Raw genomic sequence first — 20835 nt, 5'->3', positions numbered from 1 at the left:
CATGCCGCTTTCCGCCCATTGACTTTCGAACAAAGTTAGAACAAAATACGAACATATCAACAACAGGAGAGAGTTATGAGCGATCTTGTTCAGGACGTCGTTTCGTTGGTGTGCATGAGTGCGTTTCTGGTTTCCATGGCTGTCTGGATCGGCGCCATGTGATGCAACTGCGGTTCGCCGCACTGTTTTAGGCGGGCAGGAAGGCGCTGTGCCGTTAAGCCTTTCTTGCCGCCATGACGCTAGGCTGCCCCGCCAAGACAGGGAGCAAAAACCTCAGGTGTCGCCGATCGTGACGGCCCTTCTCGTGGCCGGTAATCTCGGACTGATTTTCCTTCTGATGACTGCGCCGCTCGGTTTGCGCACGGTGAGGCTCAGCCGCGTGGTCGCAATGGACCGGCAGCGCCTCTGGCAGGCGCTGTGGCCGCTCGGCAGCGATGCCGGCTGGTCCGGCGAGATACTCTCGGCCCAGCCGCTGGACGGGCAGGGCACGGCCCGCATCCTGCTGTCCTGGGAGGGCCGGGACGGCCAGCCGATCGAGCGAAGGTCGCGCTTCGAGGACGTCGTCGAAGGCAGTCGTTTTTCGATGCGGGTCATCGAGGATACCGCGCTCGACGCGTCGTTCTGGAAGGATTTTTATGAGACCACTGAACTCACCTCGGAAGGTGCCGGCACGCGGGTGACGCTCAGCCAGACCGATCGCTATCGCGGCGTCGCCTTCTTGGTGTTCCGCTACTTCGCCATGCGCCGCGAGCTCGGCAAGCTGGAGGTCTGGGCGAGGACCGGACAATATCGCAAGGGCGGTTGGTTCGAGCATCCGCTGAGCCAGGTCGGTTTCGCCGTTCTTTCGGCTTTCATCCTGTGGCCGTTCTTCGGGCTCAATCTCGGCGGCCTGGCGCTGGCCGCGATCCTGACCTCGGTGGTCGCCCTGCATGAGCTCGGCCACATGGCGGCCTTTCGGCTGACCGGTCATCGCAAGGCGCGGATGATCTTTATCCCGCTGCTCGGCGGCCTCGCCATTGGTGGCCGGCCTTATGACAGCCGCTTCGAGGTCGCCTTCGTGGCGCTGATGGGCGCCGGCTTTTCCGCGTTCCTGGTTCCGCTGCTGATCGTCGCCAGCGGGCTCGCATCCGGCGAGGGACATCGGCTTGCCGCGGCCCTTCTGGCGACGCTTGCCGGCTTTGCCGCATTGTTCAACATCGCCAATCTGGTGCCGGTTTGGAAATTCGACGGCGGCCAGGTACTGCGCCAGATCTGCCCGGGGCCGGTCGCCCTGGCGCTCGCCTCGTTTTCCCTGCTCTCGGCCTTGCTGTGGCTTGGCTGGCTGGCCGGCTTTTCCCAAACCTTTCTGCTGGTGGCGGGCGCCGTCTTTGCCATCCTCAGCCTGATGACAGTGGGTAGCGGGGTAAAACCGCGCCACGAATTGAAGCCGATCCGCATCTTCGACCGTTTCGCCATGGCCGGCGCGCTGCTGGCCGTCTTCGCCATTCACGGTTTCGGGCTGTTGTGGGCCTCGGCGCGGTTGCTTTGAGCGTTGGTCGAGGCGAGACTCAGCCGGCCTTGCGAGCCGGTTCTGCAGAAGTTGACTCCGCTGCCCCGAAAACATCCTCGAAGGCGGATTTCAGCGCCAGGTCGAAATCGGCCATGGTCACGGGCAGGCCGAGGTCGACGAGGCTGGTGACGCCGTGATCCGGCACGCCGCATGGCACGATGCCGCTGAAATGGCTGAGATCCGGCTCGACATTGACGGCAATGCCATGAAAGCTCACCCAGCGCCGCAGCCGGATGCCGATGGCCGCGATCTTGTCTTCAGCCGGCGAGCCGTCGGGCAGGGACGGGCGCTCGGGCCGCACCACCCAGACTCCGACGCGGTCCTCGCGGCGTTCGCCGCGTACATTGAAGGCGGCAAGCGTGCCGATGATCCACTGCTCGAGCGCGGCGACGAAGGCGCGCACATCCTCACGCCGGCGCTTCAGGTCAAGCATGACATAGGCAACCCGCTGCCCCGGCCCGTGATAGGTGTATTCGCCGCCGCGCCCCGCGGCAAAGACCGGGAAACGGTCGGGGTCGATCAGGTCCTCGATGCGGGCGCTGGTGCCGGCGGTGTAAAGCGGCGGATGCTCGACCAGCCAGACCATCTCGGCGGCCGCACCCGTGCGGATCGCCTCGGCGCGCGCTTCCATCAGGGCCAGCGCATCGGTGTAGCCGGTCAAGCCAGGCTCGATGCGCCATTCGACCGGCGCTGACCCGGGCAAGGGCAGGAACGACGTGGCGATCTGGCTGCGTTCGGTCATGGCTTTTTCGTTTTTCGCGTGATGCATGCCGGCTTCCGAATCGCCTTGCGCCTTGGGGCGGAATGCATTTGCCCTTCATATGGCGGTATCCGGCTGAAACGTCCAGTTCGCCACGCATTTCGGCCTTCGCGCACGACCCCGAAGATAGGAACGATCTTCGGAAAGGATCATGCGCCAAATCAAAGTGCTGCAGCGTCCTTTGCGCGTCGCACAGGACGCGAGGCGCTGTAGAGGCCGATATGCCAATTCGCGGCGATTATTGCGCGCCGCGCCCTTGTTTCGCCGGAAACGATTTGCTACACGCCGCGAGCCGGTTCGTTCCGGCTCCTACCACGGGCGGTCGTGGCGGAATTGGTAGACGCGCAGCGTTGAGGTCGCTGTGGGGCAACCCGTGGAAGTTCGAGTCTTCTCGACCGCACCATAATTTTTCGGCCATTGAAATCATTGCGACTTCTCAGGCCGTCGGCGCCAAATCATCGCCTTTGGCGCTTGAACCGGCCGCAACAGAGTTGCAACAAGAGGTCGCAGAGCCGCACGCGAACGCCGCTTGGCTCGCACCGGCCAGCCTCCTGCACCCGAGTCCCGGCTTTGGCGGTGGCGGGCAGGGGATGTGGGTGACCTAAGCGGCGCGTCGTTGCGTGAAATGGAGACCCGGACGGGCTCGACGAGGGTCAACGGCCGTCACGACGGTGTGGTGGTGATCGCAGTAGACGCGATCCGGCGACGTCGGCCCGGCACAAAAACGGTAGCCACCGGGTACCGAGCGGTCTTCGCTCACCGGGAAGCGGCACTGGTTGAGGCCTAGCTGAATGAGGGGGACGTCTCTAGACGCTGGTCTGATATTTTCACGCATGATGGTTTCAGTTTCCTGGTTCATAGCCATTGCCGGCTGACGGCCGCGGTGCGACCCGCCGGAGCGAGCTTCTCTCGTTTTGGAGGGCTGTGGACCACATATGGCGCTGATCGCACCGTCAAAGAAGCCCGGCGCCCCGCTTCTGCAGCCAAATCGTTTGCGACTTAAGGCCACACCCGCGAGCGCCCGAAGCACCTGTCCGGCCGGGATTTGCCGGCGCGCCGTCGCATAGCCTCAGTCCGTCGCCGCCGATCGCTTGAAGACGATGGTGACCCTGGTTCCCTCGCCGGCACTCGACTTGACGTCGAATTGCGCCTTGGCATTTTCGGTCAGCGACCGCGCGATCAGGGAGCCGAGCTTGCCTGGCCTGGGCCAGGTCTCACCCGTCGGCAGACCGATCCCATCATCGGCGACAGTCACCCGGCAACCATCGCCGCTGACGACGCTGTGCAGCGTGATCGTGCCGCCATCGCGCCCGACGAATGCATGTTTGAGAGCGTTGGTCAGCAACTCATTGACGACCAGGCCTGTCGGCATGGCAACGTTGATGGATACCGGATAGGTATCCACCTTAAGGTCGAGGCGGATACCTTCGACTGCGTGCGACGCCATGACGGCGGACGCGATCTGGCTAAGATACACGCCAAGATCCACCTCATCCTTCTGCTGGTCAGCCGACAATGTCTGGTAGAGGATTGCCAATGCGTCTACCCGGCCGGCAAGCCTTTCGAAACGCTTCTGGTCCGGTTCGGTGGCGTTGCGGGTTTCCATCCGGATCAAAGCGGTGATCATCTGCAGATTGTTTTTCACCCGGTGCTGCAGTTCGCGCAACAGGGTGTCCTTCTCCCGGATGAGCTCCTCCGCGGGTCGCGCGTCCTCGGTCTCACCGTGTGCCGTGACGTCGACAAGCGCCACCAGCCGGAAGCAGAGCTTGCCGTTGTCGTCCTCGATAACGTTGGAATAAACGTCGACGATTGCCGGCTTGTCCTCGCCGCGCTCAAGACGAAATGTGCCGACGAAATCGGTGTCTTCAACGACAGCCTCGGCGAGCGGCCTGTCCTTCTGCCGATGAAGCCCCCTGCCGGAAAGGGCCGCCCAGTTTTCCCGCGCAAGCTTCGGCGCCTTGAGGTCCGAGAGCTTCTCGAATTCGGGATTGGCGTAGACGACACGTTCCTTCGCGATCAATTCCGAGACGGCGATCGCGATCGGCATCTGGTCGAGAAATTTCTTGAACTGGTCGCTTTCCAGCGCGGTGGCGAGGTCAGGCGTATCGAGCAATTGCTCGACAGCGTCAGCCTTATCGGAGTCTGTCATCTCGGCGCCTGCGTGATGCGTGGAAGCCATCAATATCAGGCATGCAATTCACCCGCCATCTCCAATATCGAAGGGGATACGACAGCGTCACTACTGGTGCGGGCCGCGTCGCGCAGCGCTCCACCGCCTGCCGCTCACGAACGAATTGGACAGAAGGCATTTTTCTCAGGGCCGCCGAACTTTGAAAAGAAATGTCTATGGAATTTGTAGAATTACGCTTTGAATGGGATCTCGGTACTGCTCGCAAGCCTTGGCGGCCTTCGCCTCCTGAGTTGAGATCAGTGCTCTCGTTGCCAAGCAAGTCGGCTCCCGATGAGGGAGTTGCTCCGCCGATCGCTATGCGGCCGGCAGACGGCGGAGCATTGCCACCAGCCCGCGGCTTTAGAGGAAGAGGTTCCCATGACCAGACTTACCCCCGTAGAGCAGATCACCCCGGTTTCCGATATTGTCCCGCTTACCGGACGCGTCGGCGCAGAGATCAGGAACATTCGGCTCTCCGGCGACCTGCCGCAGCAGACGGTCGCGGCGATCAACCAGATCCTGTTGCGGCACAAGGTGGTGTTCTTCCGCGACCAGGCGCATCTCGACGATGCCGGGCAGGAGCGCTTTGCCCAGCGTCTCGGCGACCTCGTCCCGCATCCGACCCAAGGTCCCGTCAAGGGAACGGCGTCCATTCTCGAACTCGATTCCAGCCGTGGCGGCGGTCGCGCCGACCAATGGCATACCGATGTCACCTTCGTCGACGCCTATCCGAAATTCTCCGTTCTTCGCGGCGTCGTCATACCGCCGGCCGGCGGCGACACCATCTGGTCGAACACCGCGGCCGCCTACCAGGACCTGCCCGAGCCGTTGAAACTGCTGGCCGACAATCTCTGGGCGGTTCACAGCAACGCCTACGATTACGCCGCGGTGCGGCCGCGTGCGAGCGCCGCGGAAAAGAAGCACTTCGAGGAAATCTTCACCTCGACGATCTACGAGACCGAGCATCCCGTCGTCCGCGTCCATCCCGAAACAGGCGAGCGCACGCTGCTGCTCGGCAATTTCGTGCAACGGCTGATCGGCCTTTCCAAAAGCGATTCGGCGAAGCTCTACGAGGTGTTCCAGTCCTATGTCACGGCGCCGGAGAACACCGTGCGCTGGCGCTGGAAAGCCGGCGATGTGGCGATCTGGGACAACCGCGCGACGCAGCACTACGCCGTCAACGACTATGGCGACCAGCACCGGGTGGTGCGTCGCGCCACGGTCGACGGCGACGTTCCCGTCAGCATCGACGGCCGCCGCAGCGCCACCCGCACCAAGTTCGCGAAGCCCGCGACCGACAAGGCTGCCTGAGGTTCGGGCTGCCTGAGGCGCAGTCGGACTCGGGGGCTGCTGTCACGCCGCCTTCTTCATGCCCGCGAGCGTATCGGCTACCACCTCACCAAACGACGACGGCGTCGGCACGATGATCACCCCGGCGTCCTTGAGGATCTCCACCTTTTCCTGCGCGGACTCGCCGAAGGCCGAGATGATGGCGCCGGCGTGGCCCATGCGGCGGCCTTTGGGGGCGGAGAGGCCGGCGATGTAGGCGATCAGGGGCTTGCGCATATTATCGCGCGCCCAGATCGCGGCTTCGGCTTCCTGCGGTCCGCCGATCTCGCCGATCATCACCACCGCGTCGGTGTCGTCATCCTGTTCGAACAGTTTCAGCATGTCCTTGAAGGACGAGCCGTTGATCGGGTCGCCGCCAATGCCGACGCTGGTCGAGACGCCGATGCCGAGCGACTTCATCTGCGACGCCGCCTCGTAGCCGAGCGTTCCGGAGCGGCCGACAATGCCGACGCGGCCGGGGAGGTAGATGCTGCCGGGCATGATGCCGATCAGCGCCTGTCCGGGCGTGATGACGCCGGCGCAGTTCGGGCCGATCAGCCGCATGCGGTCCTCGTAGCGGTAGCGCAGCATGTAGCGCTTGACCTGCATCATGTCCTGCGACGGGATGCCGTCGGTGATGCAGACGCAGAGTTTAATGCCGGCGTCCGCCGCTTCCATGATCGAATCGGCGGCAAAGGGCGGCGGCACGAAGACGATGCTGGCCTCGGCGCGGGTCTCGCGCACCGCGCCCTTGACCGTGTTGAAGATGGGCAGGCCGAGATGCTTCTGGCCGCCTTTGCCGGGGGTGACGCCGCCGACCAGCTTGGTGCCATAGCGTTTCATGTCGTCGGCATGGAAGCTGCCGATCTTGCCGGTGAACCCCTGGACGATGACGCGGGTGCTGCGGTTGAGCAGGATTGCCATTTTCTCGACCTCCCTCAGGCTGCTTTTTTCTTGGTGGCCGCGCGCCATGCGGCGACGGCTTTTTCGGCGGCTTCTGCAAGCGTGTCGGCAACGATCACCGCCTCGCCGGAATCAGCCAGGATGCGGCGGCCTTCCTCGGCCCTGGTGCCGGAGAGACGGACCACCAGCGGCACGTTGACGCCGACCTCGCGGATCGCCTTGATGACGCCTTCGGCGACCCAGTCGCAGCGGTTGATGCCGGCGAAGATGTTGACCAGGATGGTCTCGACATTCTTGTCGCCGAGCACGGCGCGGAAGGATTTCGCCACCCGCTCGGGCGAGGCGCCGCCACCGATGTCGAGGAAGTTGGCCGGTTCGCCGCCGGCGATCTTGATCATGTCCATGGTCGCCATGGCGAGCCCTGCGCCATTGATGATGCAGCCGATGTTGCCGTCGAGGCCGACATAGGAGAGGCCGCGATCGCTGGCGAAGGTTTCGCGCGGATCTTCCTGGCTTTTGTCGCGCAGCTCGGAGATTTCCGGCCGTCGGAACAACGCGTTCTCGTCGAACGACATCTTGGCGTCGAGCGCGATCAAATTGCCGTCGCGGGTCACCACCAGCGGATTGATCTCCAGCATCGAGGCGTCGTAGTCGCGAAACACCTGGTAGCAGCTGAAGATGGTCTCGGTCGCCTTGCCGATCAGATTGTGGTCGAGGCCGAGCCCGAAGGCGATTTCGCGCGCCTGGAAACGCTGCATGCCGACGCCGGGATCGACCGATGTGCGCAGGATGGAGTTCGGCGCCTTTTCGACGATGTCCTCGATCTCCATGCCGCCGGCAGCCGAAGCCACGATCATGACGCGCTCTTCCTTGCGGTCGAGGACGAAGCCGACATAGAGCTCCTGCGCTATGTCGACGGCTTCCTCGAGATAGAGGCGCGAAATCAGCTTGCCGCGCGGGCCGGTCTGGTGGGTCACCAGCTTGCGGCCGAGCATGGCTTCGGCGGCGTCGGAGATTTCCTCGTCATTGGCGCATAGCTTGATGCCGCCGGCCTTGCCGCGGGCGCCGGAATGCACCTGCGCCTTCAGCACCCATTTGCTGCCGCCGATCTCGCGCGCCCTGTAGGTTGCCTGCTCGGGGCTGTAGGCCAGCCCGCCGCGCGGCACATGCACGCCGTGGCGTGCCAGCAGTTCCTTGGCCTGATATTCGTGGATGTCCATTTTGTCCTCCCTGAACGGTCAATGCGTGGCGACGCGCGGCTCACTAGAGAATTGACCGGCGCGTTCGATTGCCTCGTTGACCACCAGAACATTGCGCGCCATGCGTTCCGACGCGGCGTCGATCATCTTGCCGTCGAGGGCGGCCGCGCCCTTGCCCTGCGCCTCCGCCTCCTTCAGCACTTCGAGGATGCGCCGGGCGCGGGTGACCTCTTTTTCCGGTGGAGAGAAGACGTCGTTGGCAAGCGCGATCTGCGAGGGGTGGATCGCCCACTTGCCTTCGATGCCCAGCGCCGCCGCGCGCCTGGCGCCAGCGATGTAGCCCTCCGGATCGGAGAAGTCGCCGAACGGCCCGTCAATGGCGCGCAAGCCATAGGCGCGGCAGGCGACGGTCATGCGCGACAGAGCGAAATGCCACTGATCGCCGGGATAGTCGGGGTTGAGGCCGCCAATGTTGACCGTGCGCGCCTTGCAGCTTGCCGCATAGTCGGCGACGCCGAAATGCATGGCTTCCAGCCGGCCGGGTGTCGCGGCAATCGCCTCGACATTGGCCATGCCGAGCGCGGTCTCGATCAGCGCTTCGAGGCCGACGCGGGTCCTGAAGCCCTTTGCCATCTCGATCTGGTTGACCATGGCCTCGACCATGTAGAGGTCGGCCGGCACGCCGACCTTCGGCACCAAAATGGTGTCCAGCCGGTCACCGGCCTGCTCCATGACGTCAACCACGTCGCGGTACATGTAGTGCGTGTCGAGGCCGTTGATGCGCACCGAGACGGTCTTGCCCTTGGCGCGCCAGTCGATGTCGTTGAGCGCCTGGATGATGTTCTTGCGGGCGCGTTCCTTGTCGGGCGGGGCGACCGCATCCTCGATGTCGAGGAAGATGAAGTCGGCGGCGCTGTTGGCCGCCTTGTCGATCATTTCCGGGCTGGAGCCTGGAACCGCCAGCTCGCTGCGCTGCAGCCGTAATTTCTTGAGGTGGTTGATGGTGTGGCTCATTGTCGGCTCCTCAGGCGGCTTCGGCGACCGGCACGGCGGCCGAGGCGCGGAAGTGCTGGATGGCGGCGCCGACGCCGGAGCCGGGCGCCAGCCGTACGCCGCAGTCGAGCAGCGCCATTTCGGCGGCCGAGAGCGAGGCCAGCACCATCACCTCGTTCAGCCAGCCGAGATGGCCGATGCGGAAGACCTTGCCGATCACCTTGTTGAGGCCGCCGCCGAGCGAGGTCTGGTATTTCTGGTCGGCGCGCTTGACCACATCGCCGCTGTCGACGCCGTCCGGCACCAGGATGGCGCTGACGGTGTCGGAGTGCCATTTCGGCGCCTTGGCGCAGAGCTTCAGGCCCCAGGCGTCGACCGCCTTGCGCACGCCTTCGGCGAGGCGATGGTGACGGGCGAAGATGTTTTCCAGCCCTTCCTCGGCGATCAGGTCGAGCGAGGCGCGCAGGCCGCGCAGCAGCTGAGTAGCCGGCGTATAAGGGAAATAGCCGGCGTCGTTGGCGCGGATCATGTCTTCGAAGGAGAAGAAGCAGCGGCGGTGGGTCGCGCTCCGCGACGCCACCAGCGCCTTCTTGCTGACGGAGAGGAAACCGAGGCCGGCGGGCAGCATGAAACCCTTCTGCGAGCCGCTGACCGCGCAGTCGACGCCCCATTCCTCCTGGCGGAAGTCGATCGAGCCGATCGACGACACGCCGTCGACAAAGAGAAGGGCAGGGTGATTGGCGTCGTCGAGCGCGGCGCGGCAACCGGCGACGTCGCTGGTCACGCCGGTCGCGGTCTCGTTCTGGGTGCAGAAGACTGCCTTGATGCGGTGCGCCTTGTCGGCCCTGAGCCGCTCGGCATAGAGCTCGAGCGGCACGCCGGTTCCCCATTCGCAGTCGATGACATCGACCTCGAAGCCGAGCCGTTCGGCCATGTCGACCCACAGATGCGAGAACTGGCCGAAGCGCGACATCAGCACGCGGTCACCGGGGCTGAGCACATTGGTCATCGCCGCTTCCCAGGCGCCGGTGCCGGAGGAGGGATAGATGAAGACGCGGCCGGTCTCGTTCTTGAACACCGTCTTGATGTCTTCGAACAGCGGTAGCGTGAGATCGGGGAAGGATGCTGCACGCATGTCCTCCATCGGCAGGTTCATTGCCTGGCGGACCTGTTCGGGAATGTTGGTCGGTCCGGGAATGAAAAGATGGGTGAAACCGGCCATGTCGCGAACTCCTCCTGATCCAGCAAAGCGGTGATAGGGAGTTTCGTTTCGACGGCTAAAGGCGACAACACCTCAAGGGGTAACATCTTGCCGCGCGCGGGTGGGGCTTGCCTACCCGGCCATCCTACCCGCGGCTCATCGCTTGCCTACCCGAACGGCTGCTTTTGGGTACGCCGCTCGCGCGCATAGAGCGCGACGGCCATCGCCCGGTTGCGGACGTCGAGCTTGTCGTAGAGGTTCTTGAGGTGGTATTTCACCGTGTTCTCCGAAATCCCGGTGCGCGTCGCGATCTGCAGATTGGTCCAGCCGTCGGACAGCACCGCCAGCAGCTCGCGCTCGCGCACGGTGAGCAGCGACAAGGGTGTGTCGTTGACCTTGTTGATGTCGATGTAGGGGATGCAGATGCGGCCATGCGCGACGGCCAGGATGGTCTCGAAGATGATCGCCGGATCGTCGAACTGGAAGCAGTAGCCCTGGGCGCCGAGCCGCACGCACTGCTTCAGGATGCCGATGTCGTGGTCGTTGGAAAACACCGCGATGCGCACGCCGAGCTTGCGGCTGTGAACCTCGGCCAGCACATCGGCGCCGTCCATGTCGGAGAGCTTCCAGCCGATAACGGCGACGTCGAATTCCGCTTCGGCTGCCAATTCCAGAAAATGCCTGCCGCTTTGCACGCAGGCCCTGAGATCGAAGCGCCCGTCGCAGTCCAGCATGTCGCGCAGCGCCGATATGACGAGCGGATTGCGTTCGGCCACGACCACGCGCACGCGCCGTTCCTCGATTGCCTTCTGCGTCTGCGACCTGATCTTCAAGGGCTTCCGGCTGTTCTGGTTGTCGCCTGGGCGGGTCCGGCCTTTGCCTGGACCTGCATCATGACAATTCTGCCCCAACCGTGCTGGGGTGCTCTTTCCCCAGCGACATGTGCTGTCGCGCCGCCTGAATCCTGGGCGGCGTCATATCCTGATGAAATCGCTCTCTCCCCATATGCCGGGCGGGGCGCATTTCGTTTGATATTCCCGTGCGTTGCGCGCTAGACCTGACAGGCACCTTTTCCGAAATTCCCATGGCGGGAGCCGCTGGTGGAACGCCAGGACGACCACACGACCGGCGCCAAAGCCGCTGAGGATGCCCACGCCGACATCTATGGCGAGGACGGCGCCGTCCTGTCATCATTCCTGGCCCAGATCGGGGCGGCGATCGCCGATCGCGATACGCTGACGCTGAAGCGCGAAGTCGACGACCTGCACCAGTCGGAACTTGGCGATCTGCTGGAGGCCCTGCACCCCGAACAGCGTCGCGCCCTTGTCGAACTGCTCGGCGCCGATTTCGACTTCTCGTCGCTGACCGAGGTCGACGAGGCGATCCGCCGCGATATCGTCGACAATATGCCCAATGAGCAAATTGCCCAGGGCATGCAGGACCTCGATTCCGATGACGCGGTCTACATTCTCGAAGACCTTGAAAAGGAAGACCAGGACGAGATCCTGTCGCAGTTGCCGTTCACCGAGCGGATCAGGCTGCGCCGCTCGCTCGACTACCCGGAAGAGACCGCCGGTCGCCGCATGCAGACCGAGTTTGTCGCCGTGCCGCCGTTCTGGACCATAGGCCAGACCATCGACTACATGCGCGAAGACAAGAACCTGCCCGAGCGCTTCAGCCAGATCTTCGTCATCGATCCAAGCTTCAAGTTGCTCGGCGCCATCGACCTCGACCAGATCCTGCGCACCAAGCGCACGACCAAGGTCGGAGACGTGATGCACGAGACGAGGCACGCCATTCCGGCCACCATGGACCAGGAAGAGGCGGCGCGGGACTTCGAGCAATACGATCTTCTGTCCGCCGCCGTCGTCGACGAGAACGAGCGGCTGGTCGGCGTGCTGACCATCGACGACGTCGTCGACGTCATCCAGCAGGAGGCCGAGGAAGATCTGCTGCGCATGGGCGGCGTCGGCGACGAAGAGTTGTCCGACAGCATTCTTTCGACCTCGCGCTCGCGCGTTCCCTGGCTGCTGGTCAACCTGTTGACGGCGTTCCTGGCGGCATCGGTGATCGGCTTGTTCGACCGCACCATCGAGCATATTGTGGCGCTGGCCGTGCTGATGCCGATCGTGGCCGGCATGGGCGGCAATGCCGGTTCGCAGACCATGACCGTCACCGTGCGCGCGCTGGCGACCAGGGATCTCGACATCTACAATGCCGGCCGCATCATCCGCCGCGAAATGGGCGTGGGTTCCATCAACGGCATCATCTTCGCCGTGCTGATCGGCATCGTCGCGGCCGTCTGGTTCCGCGATGCCAATCTGGGCGGCATCATAGCGGCGGCCATGATCATCAACATGTTCGTGGCAGCCCTTGCCGGTATCCTGATCCCGCTATTGCTCGACCGGTTCAAGATCGACCCGGCGGTGGCGTCGGCGGTTTTCGTCACCACCGTCACCGACGTCGTTGGCTTCTTTGCCTTCCTCGGGCTGGCCACCTGGTGGTTCGCTATCCCTTGAGAAAGAGGCGTTGCGGGTTCAATTGACTTTTACGTAAATGTGGTGCGAGGCTTGCGCGGGGTTTCATGCCGAGTCCGGCTTGGAACGGGGTTGATCGGAATGCGTTGGAATCCCGGGCGACCGGGCGTTTTCCGATGTTCCGACATTTGGAGCAAAGATGCGGGAATATTATTCCATCACCGAACTGACCCGCGAATTCGACGTGTCGACGCGGACGCTGCGCTTCTATGAGGATGAGGGGCTGGTGCAACCGGTGCGGCGGGGCCGCACAAGGCTGTTTCGTCCGTCGGACCGGCATCTGATCCGCCAGATCATGCGCGGAAAGCGGCTCGGCTTCTCGATCAACGAGATCCGCGAAATTATCCAGATGTACAAGGAACCGCCCGGCGAGGTCGGTCAACTCAAGCTGATGATCAAGCGCATCGAGGAGAAGCGCGAGGATTTGCGCCAGAAGCGCCGCGATCTCGAGGAGACGCTGGCGGAGCTCGACCAGGCTGAGGAGTCATGCGTCGAGCGGCTGGTGGAGCTGGGGGTTAATACCTGAGCGGACCCCCGAGCGTTTGCGCGCCCGTCGCAAACGTTCGCGATTAGCCGGAGCCCTTCCCACTTCGTCATTCTAGGGCGAAGCAGGAGCGAAGCTCCGTCGCGGAGACCCTAGAATCCCTTCCGTGACATTGGCCGTGGAGTGCAGCGCTGCAGAATTCTGGACCATGGCGGCGCTTGGAAGTCGCGGCATGGATCCTCGGGTCTGTGCTGCGTCGCTACGCTCCTTGCTCCGCCCGTGGATGACGACGAGACGGATGCGCCAGCTAATCGCCAAGGTATACACCCCTGCCACGCCGCTTTAGATCCAGCGCCTGACCCGCTTCGCATAGTCGCGGTACTTCTTGCCGAATTTGGCGAACAGCACCTTCTCCTCGCTCTCGATCGCGACCTTCTGCGTTGCAAATGCCGCGATCAAAGCCAGCGGCAGGAACCATACGATCCCCGAGACGAAGGCGACGCCGATCAAAAGCAGCGTGTTGGCCAGATACATCGGGTTGCGCGTGACGCCGAACGGGCCAGACGTCACCAGATGCTCCGGCAAGCCATTGGGGTTCATCGTCGTTTTGGCCCGGATCATGGTGCGGATAGCGGTGAACCAGAGGGCTGCGACGGCAAACAGCACCACAAAGCCGGCGGCAAACAAAAGGTCGCCCAAGAGGTCGCCGATCCAGGGCAGGGGATAGAACAGGCCGAGCACGATGCTGATGGCGATGGCGGCGATGTAGATCAGTGGCGGCCACGGGATCAGCCGTGGTCTCGATAGATCGGGTTTTGCCAGCCGGGGTTTTGCCAGCTTGTCGGTCATTGTTGCCCTCCCTGCGTCATCGGACTCTCCTCCGTCCTGGCGGTGCAGATGCCGGCGAGTTCACCGAGATGCGCTTTGAACTCCGGGGTCTGGTCACCATTGTAGAGCCGGTCGAATGCCGCTTCGCTTTGCAGCGTGTCCAGCATGCACACACAATAGCTGGTGCAGAACTCCGTGTCGCGCTGCTGTTCGCAGGATACCTGGCATTCTTTGAGGAAGACCACTTCCCGTGTCTCGACCGGCGCCGGCGCGATCTGCGAGAACAGCCAGACGCAGCCGAACAGCAGCGGCTGGTGGATCAGGTAGAAAGCCAGGCTGTGGCGGCCGATGAAGGTGAGCGGCCTGGTCCAGCTTCCTGATCCCAGCGTGGCCAGCCGCGCCAGCAGGCCGGTGGTGGACGCAAACTTTGCCGCGGCGATGCCGAGAAGCACGGCGCCGAACCAGGGAAACAGCGGCACGTAATCATTGGAGCGCGGGTTGATCGCCGACAGGCCGACCCACCACAGCGCCGGATGATCGAAGGCTTCGGATCGGAGATAGAGGGGGACTGCGATCACCACCGCCGCCACGACCAGCGTCAGCCAGGAAGGCAGCCGCAGAAACAAAAGGCCGAGCAAGCTGGCCAGCGCGATCTGATGCAGGATGCCGAAGAAGATGAAGCTGTCCGGCGTGATGAAGTACGTGACCGCCGATATAGCGGCGGCCGCGACGGCGACCATGGCAAAACGTTTCCAGAAGCCGGTCCAGCGGATCTGCCTGCCATGAGCGAGAAACAGGCTGACGCCGACCAAGAACAGGAAGGTCGAGGCGATGCAGCGCGCATAAATCTTCCACCAGCCGACGGCGGTGAGGCCGGGGTCGGTGTAGTGGAAATTTTCGAGATCCCAGGTGAAGTGGTAGCTCGCCATGGCGATCAGCGCGATGCCGCGTACGACATCGATGGCGACGATGCGCTTCGGTTGATCTCGCTTCAGTTGATCTCCAGGGGGTGCGGTATGGATGCTCATGGTCTCGCGATCTGATTCAGCCCGAAAGACGATTATCACGGTTGCACCGGACAAAAGAAGGCCGCCCTCTACGCTCCGGGTCATGCCGTGCAGCTGCATCGGGCGGCGCTTTAGGCCAGAGCCGGAAAGCCTTTGGCCGAATTCGCTTTTTGCCGGGAAGGGGTCGGTTTCCTGTTACCGGCGGAGGAAGCGCCAGCGCAGATTTGGGCTGCGAGTCTGATTTGGGGATCAAATGTCCACCCATGTGCGCCATCCGATCTGGCTTCCGGCCCTGCGTCCGGCGGATGCCCGCACCTTTGCCTCGCTCTATGCGGTCGAATCCTTTGCCCGCGCCACGGTATCGAGCGTCATCCCGATCCAGGCCTATGAGATTCTGCACAACGAGCAGATCGTCTCGATCCTATACACCATCGTGGCGCTGCTCGGCCTGTCGGTGACCTTGTTCATGCCGATCTTGATCCGCAGGTTTGCCCGGCGCTGGGTCTATACCGCCGGCGCCTGCCTGCTGGCGATAGGCTCGCTGTTCTTCGTCACCCACACGCTTGCCGGGCAACTGGCAGGCATGCTGTGCCGCGTCATGGGGGCGAGCGCCCTGTCGATCACGCTCAACCTCTACATCATGGATCACATCCGCAAGACCGATTTCATGCAGGCCGAATCGCTGCGCATGGCGTGGTCGATGCTTGCCTGGACCGGCGGGCCGACACTCGGCATCTTCCTCTACACACGCTACGGCATCTATGCCGCGCATGGCGCGGTGGCGGTGTTTGCGTTGGCCTTGCTGGCGCTGTTCTGGACCTACAGGCTGGGCGACAACCAGTCGATCCGGCCTGGCAAGACGCGGCCGGCCAATCCGCTGGCCAATATCGGCCGCTTCGTAGCACAACCCAGGCTCAGGCTGGCTTGGCTGATCGCCTTCGGCCGGTCCTGCTTCTGGACGACGTTCTTCGTCTATGGGCCGCTGTTCATGGTGATTACCGGCGAGGGCGAGCTTGCCGGCGGCCTGCTGGTTTCGGCCGGCAATGCGCTGTTGTTCATGGCGATCTTCTGGGGCAAGGCTGGAAAACGCTTCGGCGGCCGGCGCACCATGACCTTCGCCTATTTCGCGATGTCGGCGACGCTGCTTGCGGCGGGCGCGGTCGGCACTACCGCGCCGCTGCTTACGGGCTTTTTCCTGCTCTGCGGCGCCTTCTTCACCATCGCGCTCGATGCACTGGGCTCGACCGCCTTCATGCGCTCGGTGCGGTCCTATGAGCGGGCGCAGATGGCCGCGGTCTACCGCACCTATCTCGACTTTTCCGAGCTGACGCCGCCGCTGGTCTATTCGGTGGTGCTGGCGTTTTTCGGCCTCGGCTCGGTGTTCGTGACGCTGGGCATTCTGGCCGCGGTTTGCGGCTTTATCACCTGGCGCTATCTGCCGAAGTCGCTTTAGTCGCCGATCAGGCGGTTGCCTCAAGCGCTGCATGCCGCCCGCGCACCCAGTTGTGGAAGCGGTGCAGATCGTACTCCTCCGGCATCAGCACGCCGGCCTGGTGGCGCATCGAGCGCAGGCCTTTCTGATTGATCTCGCAGATCGCGGCATCCTCCTCCAGCACCTGGGTGCCGAAGGCGACGACGTTGTCGATGTCCGTCTCAGCCAGCGCCTCGGGCGCGAACAGCCATTCGGCGGTGAGTTCGGTCTGTTCGGGACCGAGCGGCATCAGTCGCACCGTCCTGACATAATCGACATGGCCGACGATGAACATCGAGGGCAGGCTGGTGGCATAGGTCTGTCCGGCCGCACGCTCGGCTGGCGTCAGGCCCGGTAAGACCGGGCCATGGGCATGTCCGTCGCGCGACCAGGTCTCGGCGCCGGCGCGCAGGCCACCCGAAAACTCCGGCGCGTCATTGTCGGCATGGCGGACCCAGTCGGGGTCGTCGTGCCGGCTCATCAGGCCGCGACCGTATATCGGCACCAGCCGAGACAGGTCCTTGTGGACGCCCGGGCAATGCAGGCACTCGTTGAAGTTTTCCCAGAAGATCTTCCAGTTGCAGTTCATCACCTTGCGCAGGACATGGCCTGATACCAGCGTTTCCAGCGGCCAGTTGGCGAGGTCGCCGGATGCGGGATCGAAGGAGGTCCCGGCGGAGCCGGCCGCAGCCTGCTGAAGGTTCACAAAGACAAAGCCGCGCCACACCGACAGCGCCACCCGGTAGAGCGGATGATCTGCCTTGTCGAAACCATCTGGCAGCGATTTCGAGGGAACGCGCACGAGATCGCCGCGCAGCGAGTAGGACCAGGCGTGGTAGGGGCACGTGATGAGCCGCGCTTTAAGCCGGCCCTCGCTTTTCTGGCAAAGCTGCGAGCCGCGATGCCGGCAAGTGTTGTGGAAGGCGCGCAGTTCGCCGGTCTCGTCCCGCAGAATGACGATTTCCTGCGTGCCGACGCGGAATGTCCTGAACGCCAGCGGCTGGGCGAGGTCGGCCTCGCGGCAGACGAGCAGCCAGCTTTTGTGCCAGATGGCGTCGAGATCGCGCTGGTAAGCCTCGCTATTCCAATAGGCCGACGACGGTAGCGTCGGTTCGGCCCGGCTCAGGCCGTTATAGGGGTCGCGCTCGCTCGGGCTGGGATGCATGGCTGGCTTCCTATGAAGCGTCAGCCGACACCCCGGCAAATCGTTTGTCAATCAGAGTGCCGCATTGCCGGTTGCAGGCGCGGCGCATAATCATGTCGTGGACACGGGACATTCGGAAATTGGGGGGATTCGGAAGTGGCCGCACGACAGATGTCGCTTACGCCGGAGCTGGTCGCGCGCTGCTGGCGCGAGATCAGGGACCCCGGGCCGGATCCGGACGCGATGCATCTCGATGAAGCCGACTATGACGCGCTGCTGGATGAATTGCAGGTCGAACTCCCGGACAGCGAACCGCTATGGCTGTTCGGCTATGGATCGCTGATCTGGAAACCGGAAATAGATTATGTCGAGGACCGCGTTGCGCTGGCGCGCGGCTGGCATCGGTCCTTTTGCATGAACATGACGCGCTGGCGCGGCACCAAGGACAGCCCCGGCCTGATGATGGCGCTGGACCGTGGCGGACAATGCAAGGGCGTCGCCTTTCGGCTGACCGGCAATAACCGGCGCGAGCAGTTGGGCCGGCTTTTCCGGCGCGAAGTCACGCTGAAGCCGACAAGCTACCGGCCGCGCATGCTCAAGCTTGCAAGCGAGGCCGGACCGCTCAGGGCATTGGCCTTCGTCATCAACCGCAACGGCCTGACCTATTCCGGACCGCTCGACGAGGGCAAGGTCGTCGAAAGGCTGGCAACGTCCTGCGGGTCGGGCGCCGACTATCTCTACAACACGGTGAAAAACCTTGAAGAGCGCGGCATTCACGATCGCCATCTGTGGCGGCTGCAGCGGCTGGTTGCCGAGCGGATCACCGCGTTGAACCCGTAACGCCGCATGGCGCATTCGCGCTGTTGGCCGGCGGAATTTGGTTTGCCGGATGCGACCGTTTCAGCCTATAGTCATGCATGTCGTCGGTTCCGTTAGGGACCAAGAGGGAATGCGGTGAGGGCTGACTTGTTGCCCAATGCCGTGGCTGCCCCCGCAACTGTGTGCGGTAGTCCTCTCCAAGCCACTGGGGATTTTTTCTTCGGGAAGGTGGGGAAGGGCGCTGATCCGCGAGCCAGGAGACCTGCCGGCGACAGGGAACTGACTTCGATGCCCTCGGGTGGAGGGCGAAAGGACAAGATATGAATACCGCTTCCGTCTCCCTCGGCGCTTCCGTCTCCTCGCAGTCGCGCTTCATGCAGCTCGTGCTTAGCGCGTTTCTGGGCATTTTCGTCGTCGGCGTTGTCGGTTTCTCGCACATCGATGCGGTCCACAATGCGGCGCACGACTATCGCCATTCGATGGCGTTTCCCTGCCACTGACGAGGATCTGACATCATGAACCTGTTTCGCAACGTCGTGTTCATCGCGGCGATCGCAGGGCTCGTGGCCGGTGTCGCTCTCGCCTGCATGCAGGCCTACGCCACCGTGCCGCTGATCCTCAAGGCGGAGGTCTACGAAAAGGCTGGTGGCGGCCATGAGCATCAGCATGCCGCGGCGCCCGCCGCCAACGCTGCGGACCCCAATGCCATGAGCACCGCCGCGCCGGCGGAAAATGCGGTGAGCAGCGCAGCACCGGCTGAAGCAGCCGCGCCGGCGGAGGACGAAGGCTGGGCGCCGGCCGACGGCTTCGAGCGTTTCGCCTTCAGTGTCGTCGCCAATATCGTCACCGGCATCGGCTTCGCGCTGGTCCTGGTGGCGGTTTCCGAGTTCGCCGGCGGCATCGGCAGCTGGCGCCAGGGCGTGTTCTGGGGTCTGGCGGGCTTTGCCGTGTTCACGCTGGCGCCGGGACTCGGCCTGCCGCCGGAACTGCCGGCAATGCCGGCGGCCGATCTCATACAGCGCCAGATCTGGTGGTGGGCAACGGTGATGGCAACCGCGATCGGCCTTGCCCTTATTACCTTCCGCACGTCGGCGCCCCTGACCGTGCTCGCCGTCCTCCTGATCGTCGCCCCGCATATTGTCGGCGCGCCGCAGCCTGACAGTTTCGTAACGCCGATCCCGGAGGGCCTGCATCATCAGTTCGTGGTGGCGGTGACGCTGACCAATCTGGTGTTCTGGCTGGTGCTCGGCGCAGTTGTCGGCATAGTGCACTCGCGCTTCGCCGGCACCGCGACCAGCCTGCGCGACAGCTTTGCCTGATCGCAGTTTGACCTTCATCATCGGCGGTGCGCGCTCCGGCAAGAGCGCGCATGCCGAAACTTTGGCGACGGCGTTGCTGCCGCCATGGGCCTATATCGCCACCGCGCAATCCTATGACGGCGAAATGCGCGAGCGCATCGCGCAGCACCGCTCGCGCCGCGGCGAGGGATGGGCGACCATCGACGCCCCGCTTGATCTTGCCGGTGCGCTCGAGGCATTGCCGGACAGCCAGCCGGTGCTTGTCGACTGCCTGACGCTTTGGCTAACCAATCATATGCTGGCCGATCATGATCTGGAGGGGGAGTGCCGGCGGCTGGCCGATGTGCTTTCGCGGCCGCGCGGACCGTGGTTCGTGGTCTCCAACGAAGTCGGACAAGGCATTGTGCCCGACAATGCGCTGGCACGCCGGTTCCGCGATGCCGCCGGCCGGCTCAACCAGCAGATCGCGGTGGTAGCTGATATGGTGCTTCTGATGGTGGCGGGGCTGCCGCTCAAGGTGAAATGAGATGACCGATATCGACGCAAAAGACGAAGAACGCCATCGCGCCAAGATGGCCAAGCGCAAGGCGGTGCAGGACGCCGAGGTCGCGGAAAAGACGGTCGAGAAGGGGCTGCTGATCGTCAACACCGGACCCGGCAAGGGCAAGACCACGGCTGCCTTCGGGCTGGCGCTGCGCATGCTCGGCTATGGCAAGCGCGTCGGAATCGTCCAGTTCATCAAGGGCAAATGGCACACCGGCGAGAAGGATGCCTTCGCGGCGTTTGGCGGCCGCGTCGTCTGGCACACGATGGGCGAGGGTTTCACTTGGGAGACGCAGGATCTGAAGCGCGACATTAAGGCGGCCGAAGCCGCCTGGGCCAAGGCACTGGAGCTGATCGCCGATCCCTTGATCAGCCTCGTGGTGCTGGACGAACTGAACATCGCGCTGCGTTACGACTATCTCGATCTCGACAGAGTGGTGGCGGCGCTGAAAGCGCGGCGCGAAGGCCTGCATGTCGTCGTCACCGGCCGCAACGCCAAGCCGGCGCTGGTCGAGGCGGCGGATCTGGTGACGGAGATGGGCGTGACCAAGCATCATTTTTCGGCCGGCGTGAAGGCACAGCAGGGGATCGAGTTTTGAG

Annotated in this window: 21 protein-coding genes, 1 tRNA gene and 1 riboswitch; of the genes, 11 read left to right on the top strand and 11 right to left on the bottom strand. The window is 63.6% G+C overall.

The window, feature by feature from the left end:
• Positions 1–277 precede the first annotated feature (277 nt).
• Entirely contained in the window at positions 278–1528 is a 1251-nt protein-coding gene (locus NKI46_RS10920) for a site-2 protease family protein (RefSeq protein ID WP_352562496.1), read from the top strand.
• Positions 1529–1547: 19 nt separating this feature from the next.
• Here NKI46_RS10920 and lipB read toward each other — a convergent pair whose 3' ends face one another.
• Positions 1548–2291 carry a lipoyl(octanoyl) transferase LipB gene (gene lipB / locus NKI46_RS10915; protein ID WP_023751636.1) on the bottom strand — a complete coding sequence of 248 codons (744 nt, stop codon included), beginning with the start codon at positions 2289–2291 and terminating at the stop codon, positions 1548–1550.
• Between the two features lie 336 nt (positions 2292–2627).
• Here lipB and NKI46_RS10910 point away from each other — a divergent pair.
• A tRNA-Leu gene (locus NKI46_RS10910) sits at positions 2628–2712 on the top strand.
• Between the two features lie 198 nt (positions 2713–2910).
• On the opposite strand, the gene NKI46_RS10905 is transcribed toward NKI46_RS10910, so the two are convergent.
• Both NKI46_RS10905 and NKI46_RS10900 read right to left on the bottom strand, forming a co-directional pair.
• Positions 2911–3318 (bottom strand): GcrA family cell cycle regulator, encoded by a 408-nt coding sequence (locus NKI46_RS10905; protein WP_352652252.1) that lies wholly within the window; start codon positions 3316–3318, stop codon positions 2911–2913.
• A gap of 60 nt (positions 3319–3378) precedes the next feature.
• Positions 3379–4458 carry a sensor histidine kinase gene (locus tag NKI46_RS10900; RefSeq protein ID WP_023685214.1) on the bottom strand — a complete coding sequence of 360 codons (1080 nt, stop codon included), beginning with the start codon at positions 4456–4458 and terminating at the stop codon, positions 3379–3381.
• Between the two features lie 399 nt (positions 4459–4857).
• Here NKI46_RS10900 and NKI46_RS10895 point away from each other — a divergent pair, with 399 nt between their 5' ends.
• Positions 4858–5790: a TauD/TfdA dioxygenase family protein gene (locus NKI46_RS10895; protein ID WP_352746143.1), complete on the top strand. Its 933-nt coding sequence runs from the start codon at positions 4858–4860 to the stop codon at positions 5788–5790.
• Between the two features lie 42 nt (positions 5791–5832).
• Here NKI46_RS10895 and sucD read toward each other — a convergent pair whose 3' ends face one another.
• From sucD to NKI46_RS10870, 5 genes are all read right to left on the bottom strand, one after another.
• Entirely contained in the window at positions 5833–6732 is a 900-nt protein-coding gene (gene sucD, locus NKI46_RS10890; RefSeq protein ID WP_352746141.1) for a succinate--CoA ligase subunit alpha, read from the bottom strand.
• Between the two features lie 14 nt (positions 6733–6746).
• On the bottom strand, positions 6747–7931 hold the full coding sequence (locus NKI46_RS10885) for a malate--CoA ligase subunit beta (RefSeq protein ID WP_352746138.1): 1185 nt from the start codon (positions 7929–7931) through the stop codon (positions 6747–6749).
• A gap of 18 nt (positions 7932–7949) precedes the next feature.
• The gene (locus tag NKI46_RS10880) at positions 7950–8924 is read right to left on the bottom strand and encodes an HpcH/HpaI aldolase/citrate lyase family protein (protein ID WP_023690973.1); all 975 of its coding nucleotides are present in this window, start codon (positions 8922–8924) and stop codon (positions 7950–7952) included.
• A gap of 10 nt (positions 8925–8934) precedes the next feature.
• A complete protein-coding gene (locus tag NKI46_RS10875) occupies positions 8935–10125 on the bottom strand; it encodes an aminotransferase class V-fold PLP-dependent enzyme (protein WP_352746134.1) in 1191 nt (396 codons plus the stop codon).
• A 146-nt stretch (positions 10126–10271) separates the two neighbouring features.
• The gene (locus NKI46_RS10870; RefSeq protein WP_023698324.1) at positions 10272–10937 is read right to left on the bottom strand and encodes a response regulator transcription factor; all 666 of its coding nucleotides are present in this window, start codon (positions 10935–10937) and stop codon (positions 10272–10274) included.
• Between the two features lie 267 nt (positions 10938–11204).
• Here NKI46_RS10870 and mgtE point away from each other — a divergent pair, with 267 nt between their 5' ends.
• Positions 11205–12623 carry a magnesium transporter gene (gene mgtE / locus NKI46_RS10865; protein ID WP_352746131.1) on the top strand — a complete coding sequence of 473 codons (1419 nt, stop codon included), beginning with the start codon at positions 11205–11207 and terminating at the stop codon, positions 12621–12623.
• Between the two features lie 157 nt (positions 12624–12780).
• Positions 12781–13167 (top strand): MerR family transcriptional regulator, encoded by a 387-nt coding sequence (locus NKI46_RS10860; protein ID WP_006203215.1) that lies wholly within the window; start codon positions 12781–12783, stop codon positions 13165–13167.
• Positions 13168–13467: 300 nt separating this feature from the next.
• Here NKI46_RS10860 and NKI46_RS10855 read toward each other — a convergent pair whose 3' ends face one another.
• A complete protein-coding gene (locus NKI46_RS10855) occupies positions 13468–13974 on the bottom strand; it encodes a methyltransferase family protein (protein WP_352746129.1) in 507 nt (168 codons plus the stop codon).
• Positions 13971–14981, bottom strand: coding sequence for a heparan-alpha-glucosaminide N-acetyltransferase (locus tag NKI46_RS10850; RefSeq protein WP_352746126.1), 1011 nt, complete (start codon positions 14979–14981; stop codon positions 13971–13973). The genes NKI46_RS10855 and NKI46_RS10850 overlap by 4 nt, the downstream gene beginning before the upstream one ends.
• Before the next feature lie 232 nt (positions 14982–15213).
• Here NKI46_RS10850 and NKI46_RS10845 point away from each other — a divergent pair, with 232 nt between their 5' ends.
• Positions 15214–16413, top strand: a complete 1200-nt coding sequence (locus tag NKI46_RS10845; protein ID WP_352746123.1) for an MFS transporter — start codon at positions 15214–15216, stop codon at positions 16411–16413.
• Positions 16414–16420: 7 nt separating this feature from the next.
• Here the strand turns inward: NKI46_RS10845 and NKI46_RS10840 are convergent, their stop codons facing one another.
• Positions 16421–17596, bottom strand: coding sequence for an aromatic ring-hydroxylating oxygenase subunit alpha (locus NKI46_RS10840; RefSeq protein ID WP_352746120.1), 1176 nt, complete (start codon positions 17594–17596; stop codon positions 16421–16423).
• Between the two features lie 135 nt (positions 17597–17731).
• Here NKI46_RS10840 and NKI46_RS10835 point away from each other — a divergent pair, with 135 nt between their 5' ends.
• The 5 genes from NKI46_RS10835 (at position 17732) to cobO (ending at position 20834) form a co-directional block, all read left to right on the top strand.
• Positions 17732–18415 (top strand): gamma-glutamylcyclotransferase, encoded by a 684-nt coding sequence (locus tag NKI46_RS10835; protein WP_031193094.1) that lies wholly within the window; start codon positions 17732–17734, stop codon positions 18413–18415.
• A 67-nt stretch (positions 18416–18482) separates the two neighbouring features.
• Positions 18483–18678: riboswitch (cobalamin riboswitch) on the top strand.
• 36 nt (positions 18679–18714) lie between these two features.
• On the top strand, positions 18715–18894 hold the full coding sequence (locus NKI46_RS10830) for a CbtB domain-containing protein (protein ID WP_023670784.1): 180 nt from the start codon (positions 18715–18717) through the stop codon (positions 18892–18894).
• 15 nt (positions 18895–18909) lie between these two features.
• The gene (locus NKI46_RS10825; RefSeq protein ID WP_023685226.1) at positions 18910–19713 is read left to right on the top strand and encodes a CbtA family protein; all 804 of its coding nucleotides are present in this window, start codon (positions 18910–18912) and stop codon (positions 19711–19713) included.
• Positions 19706–20218, top strand: a complete 513-nt coding sequence (cobU, locus tag NKI46_RS10820) for a bifunctional adenosylcobinamide kinase/adenosylcobinamide-phosphate guanylyltransferase (RefSeq protein ID WP_023818020.1) — start codon at positions 19706–19708, stop codon at positions 20216–20218. The genes NKI46_RS10825 and cobU overlap by 8 nt, the downstream gene beginning before the upstream one ends.
• Position 20219: 1 nt before the next feature.
• Positions 20220–20834: a cob(I)yrinic acid a,c-diamide adenosyltransferase gene (cobO, locus tag NKI46_RS10815; RefSeq protein ID WP_023818021.1), complete on the top strand. Its 615-nt coding sequence runs from the start codon at positions 20220–20222 to the stop codon at positions 20832–20834.
• Position 20835 lies beyond the last annotated feature (1 nt).

Origin of the sequence: Mesorhizobium sp. M0615, assembly GCF_040320805.1 — a bacterium.
Lineage (GTDB): Bacteria > Pseudomonadota > Alphaproteobacteria > Rhizobiales > Rhizobiaceae > Mesorhizobium.
This window is presented reverse-complemented; position numbering and strand designations above follow the sequence as displayed.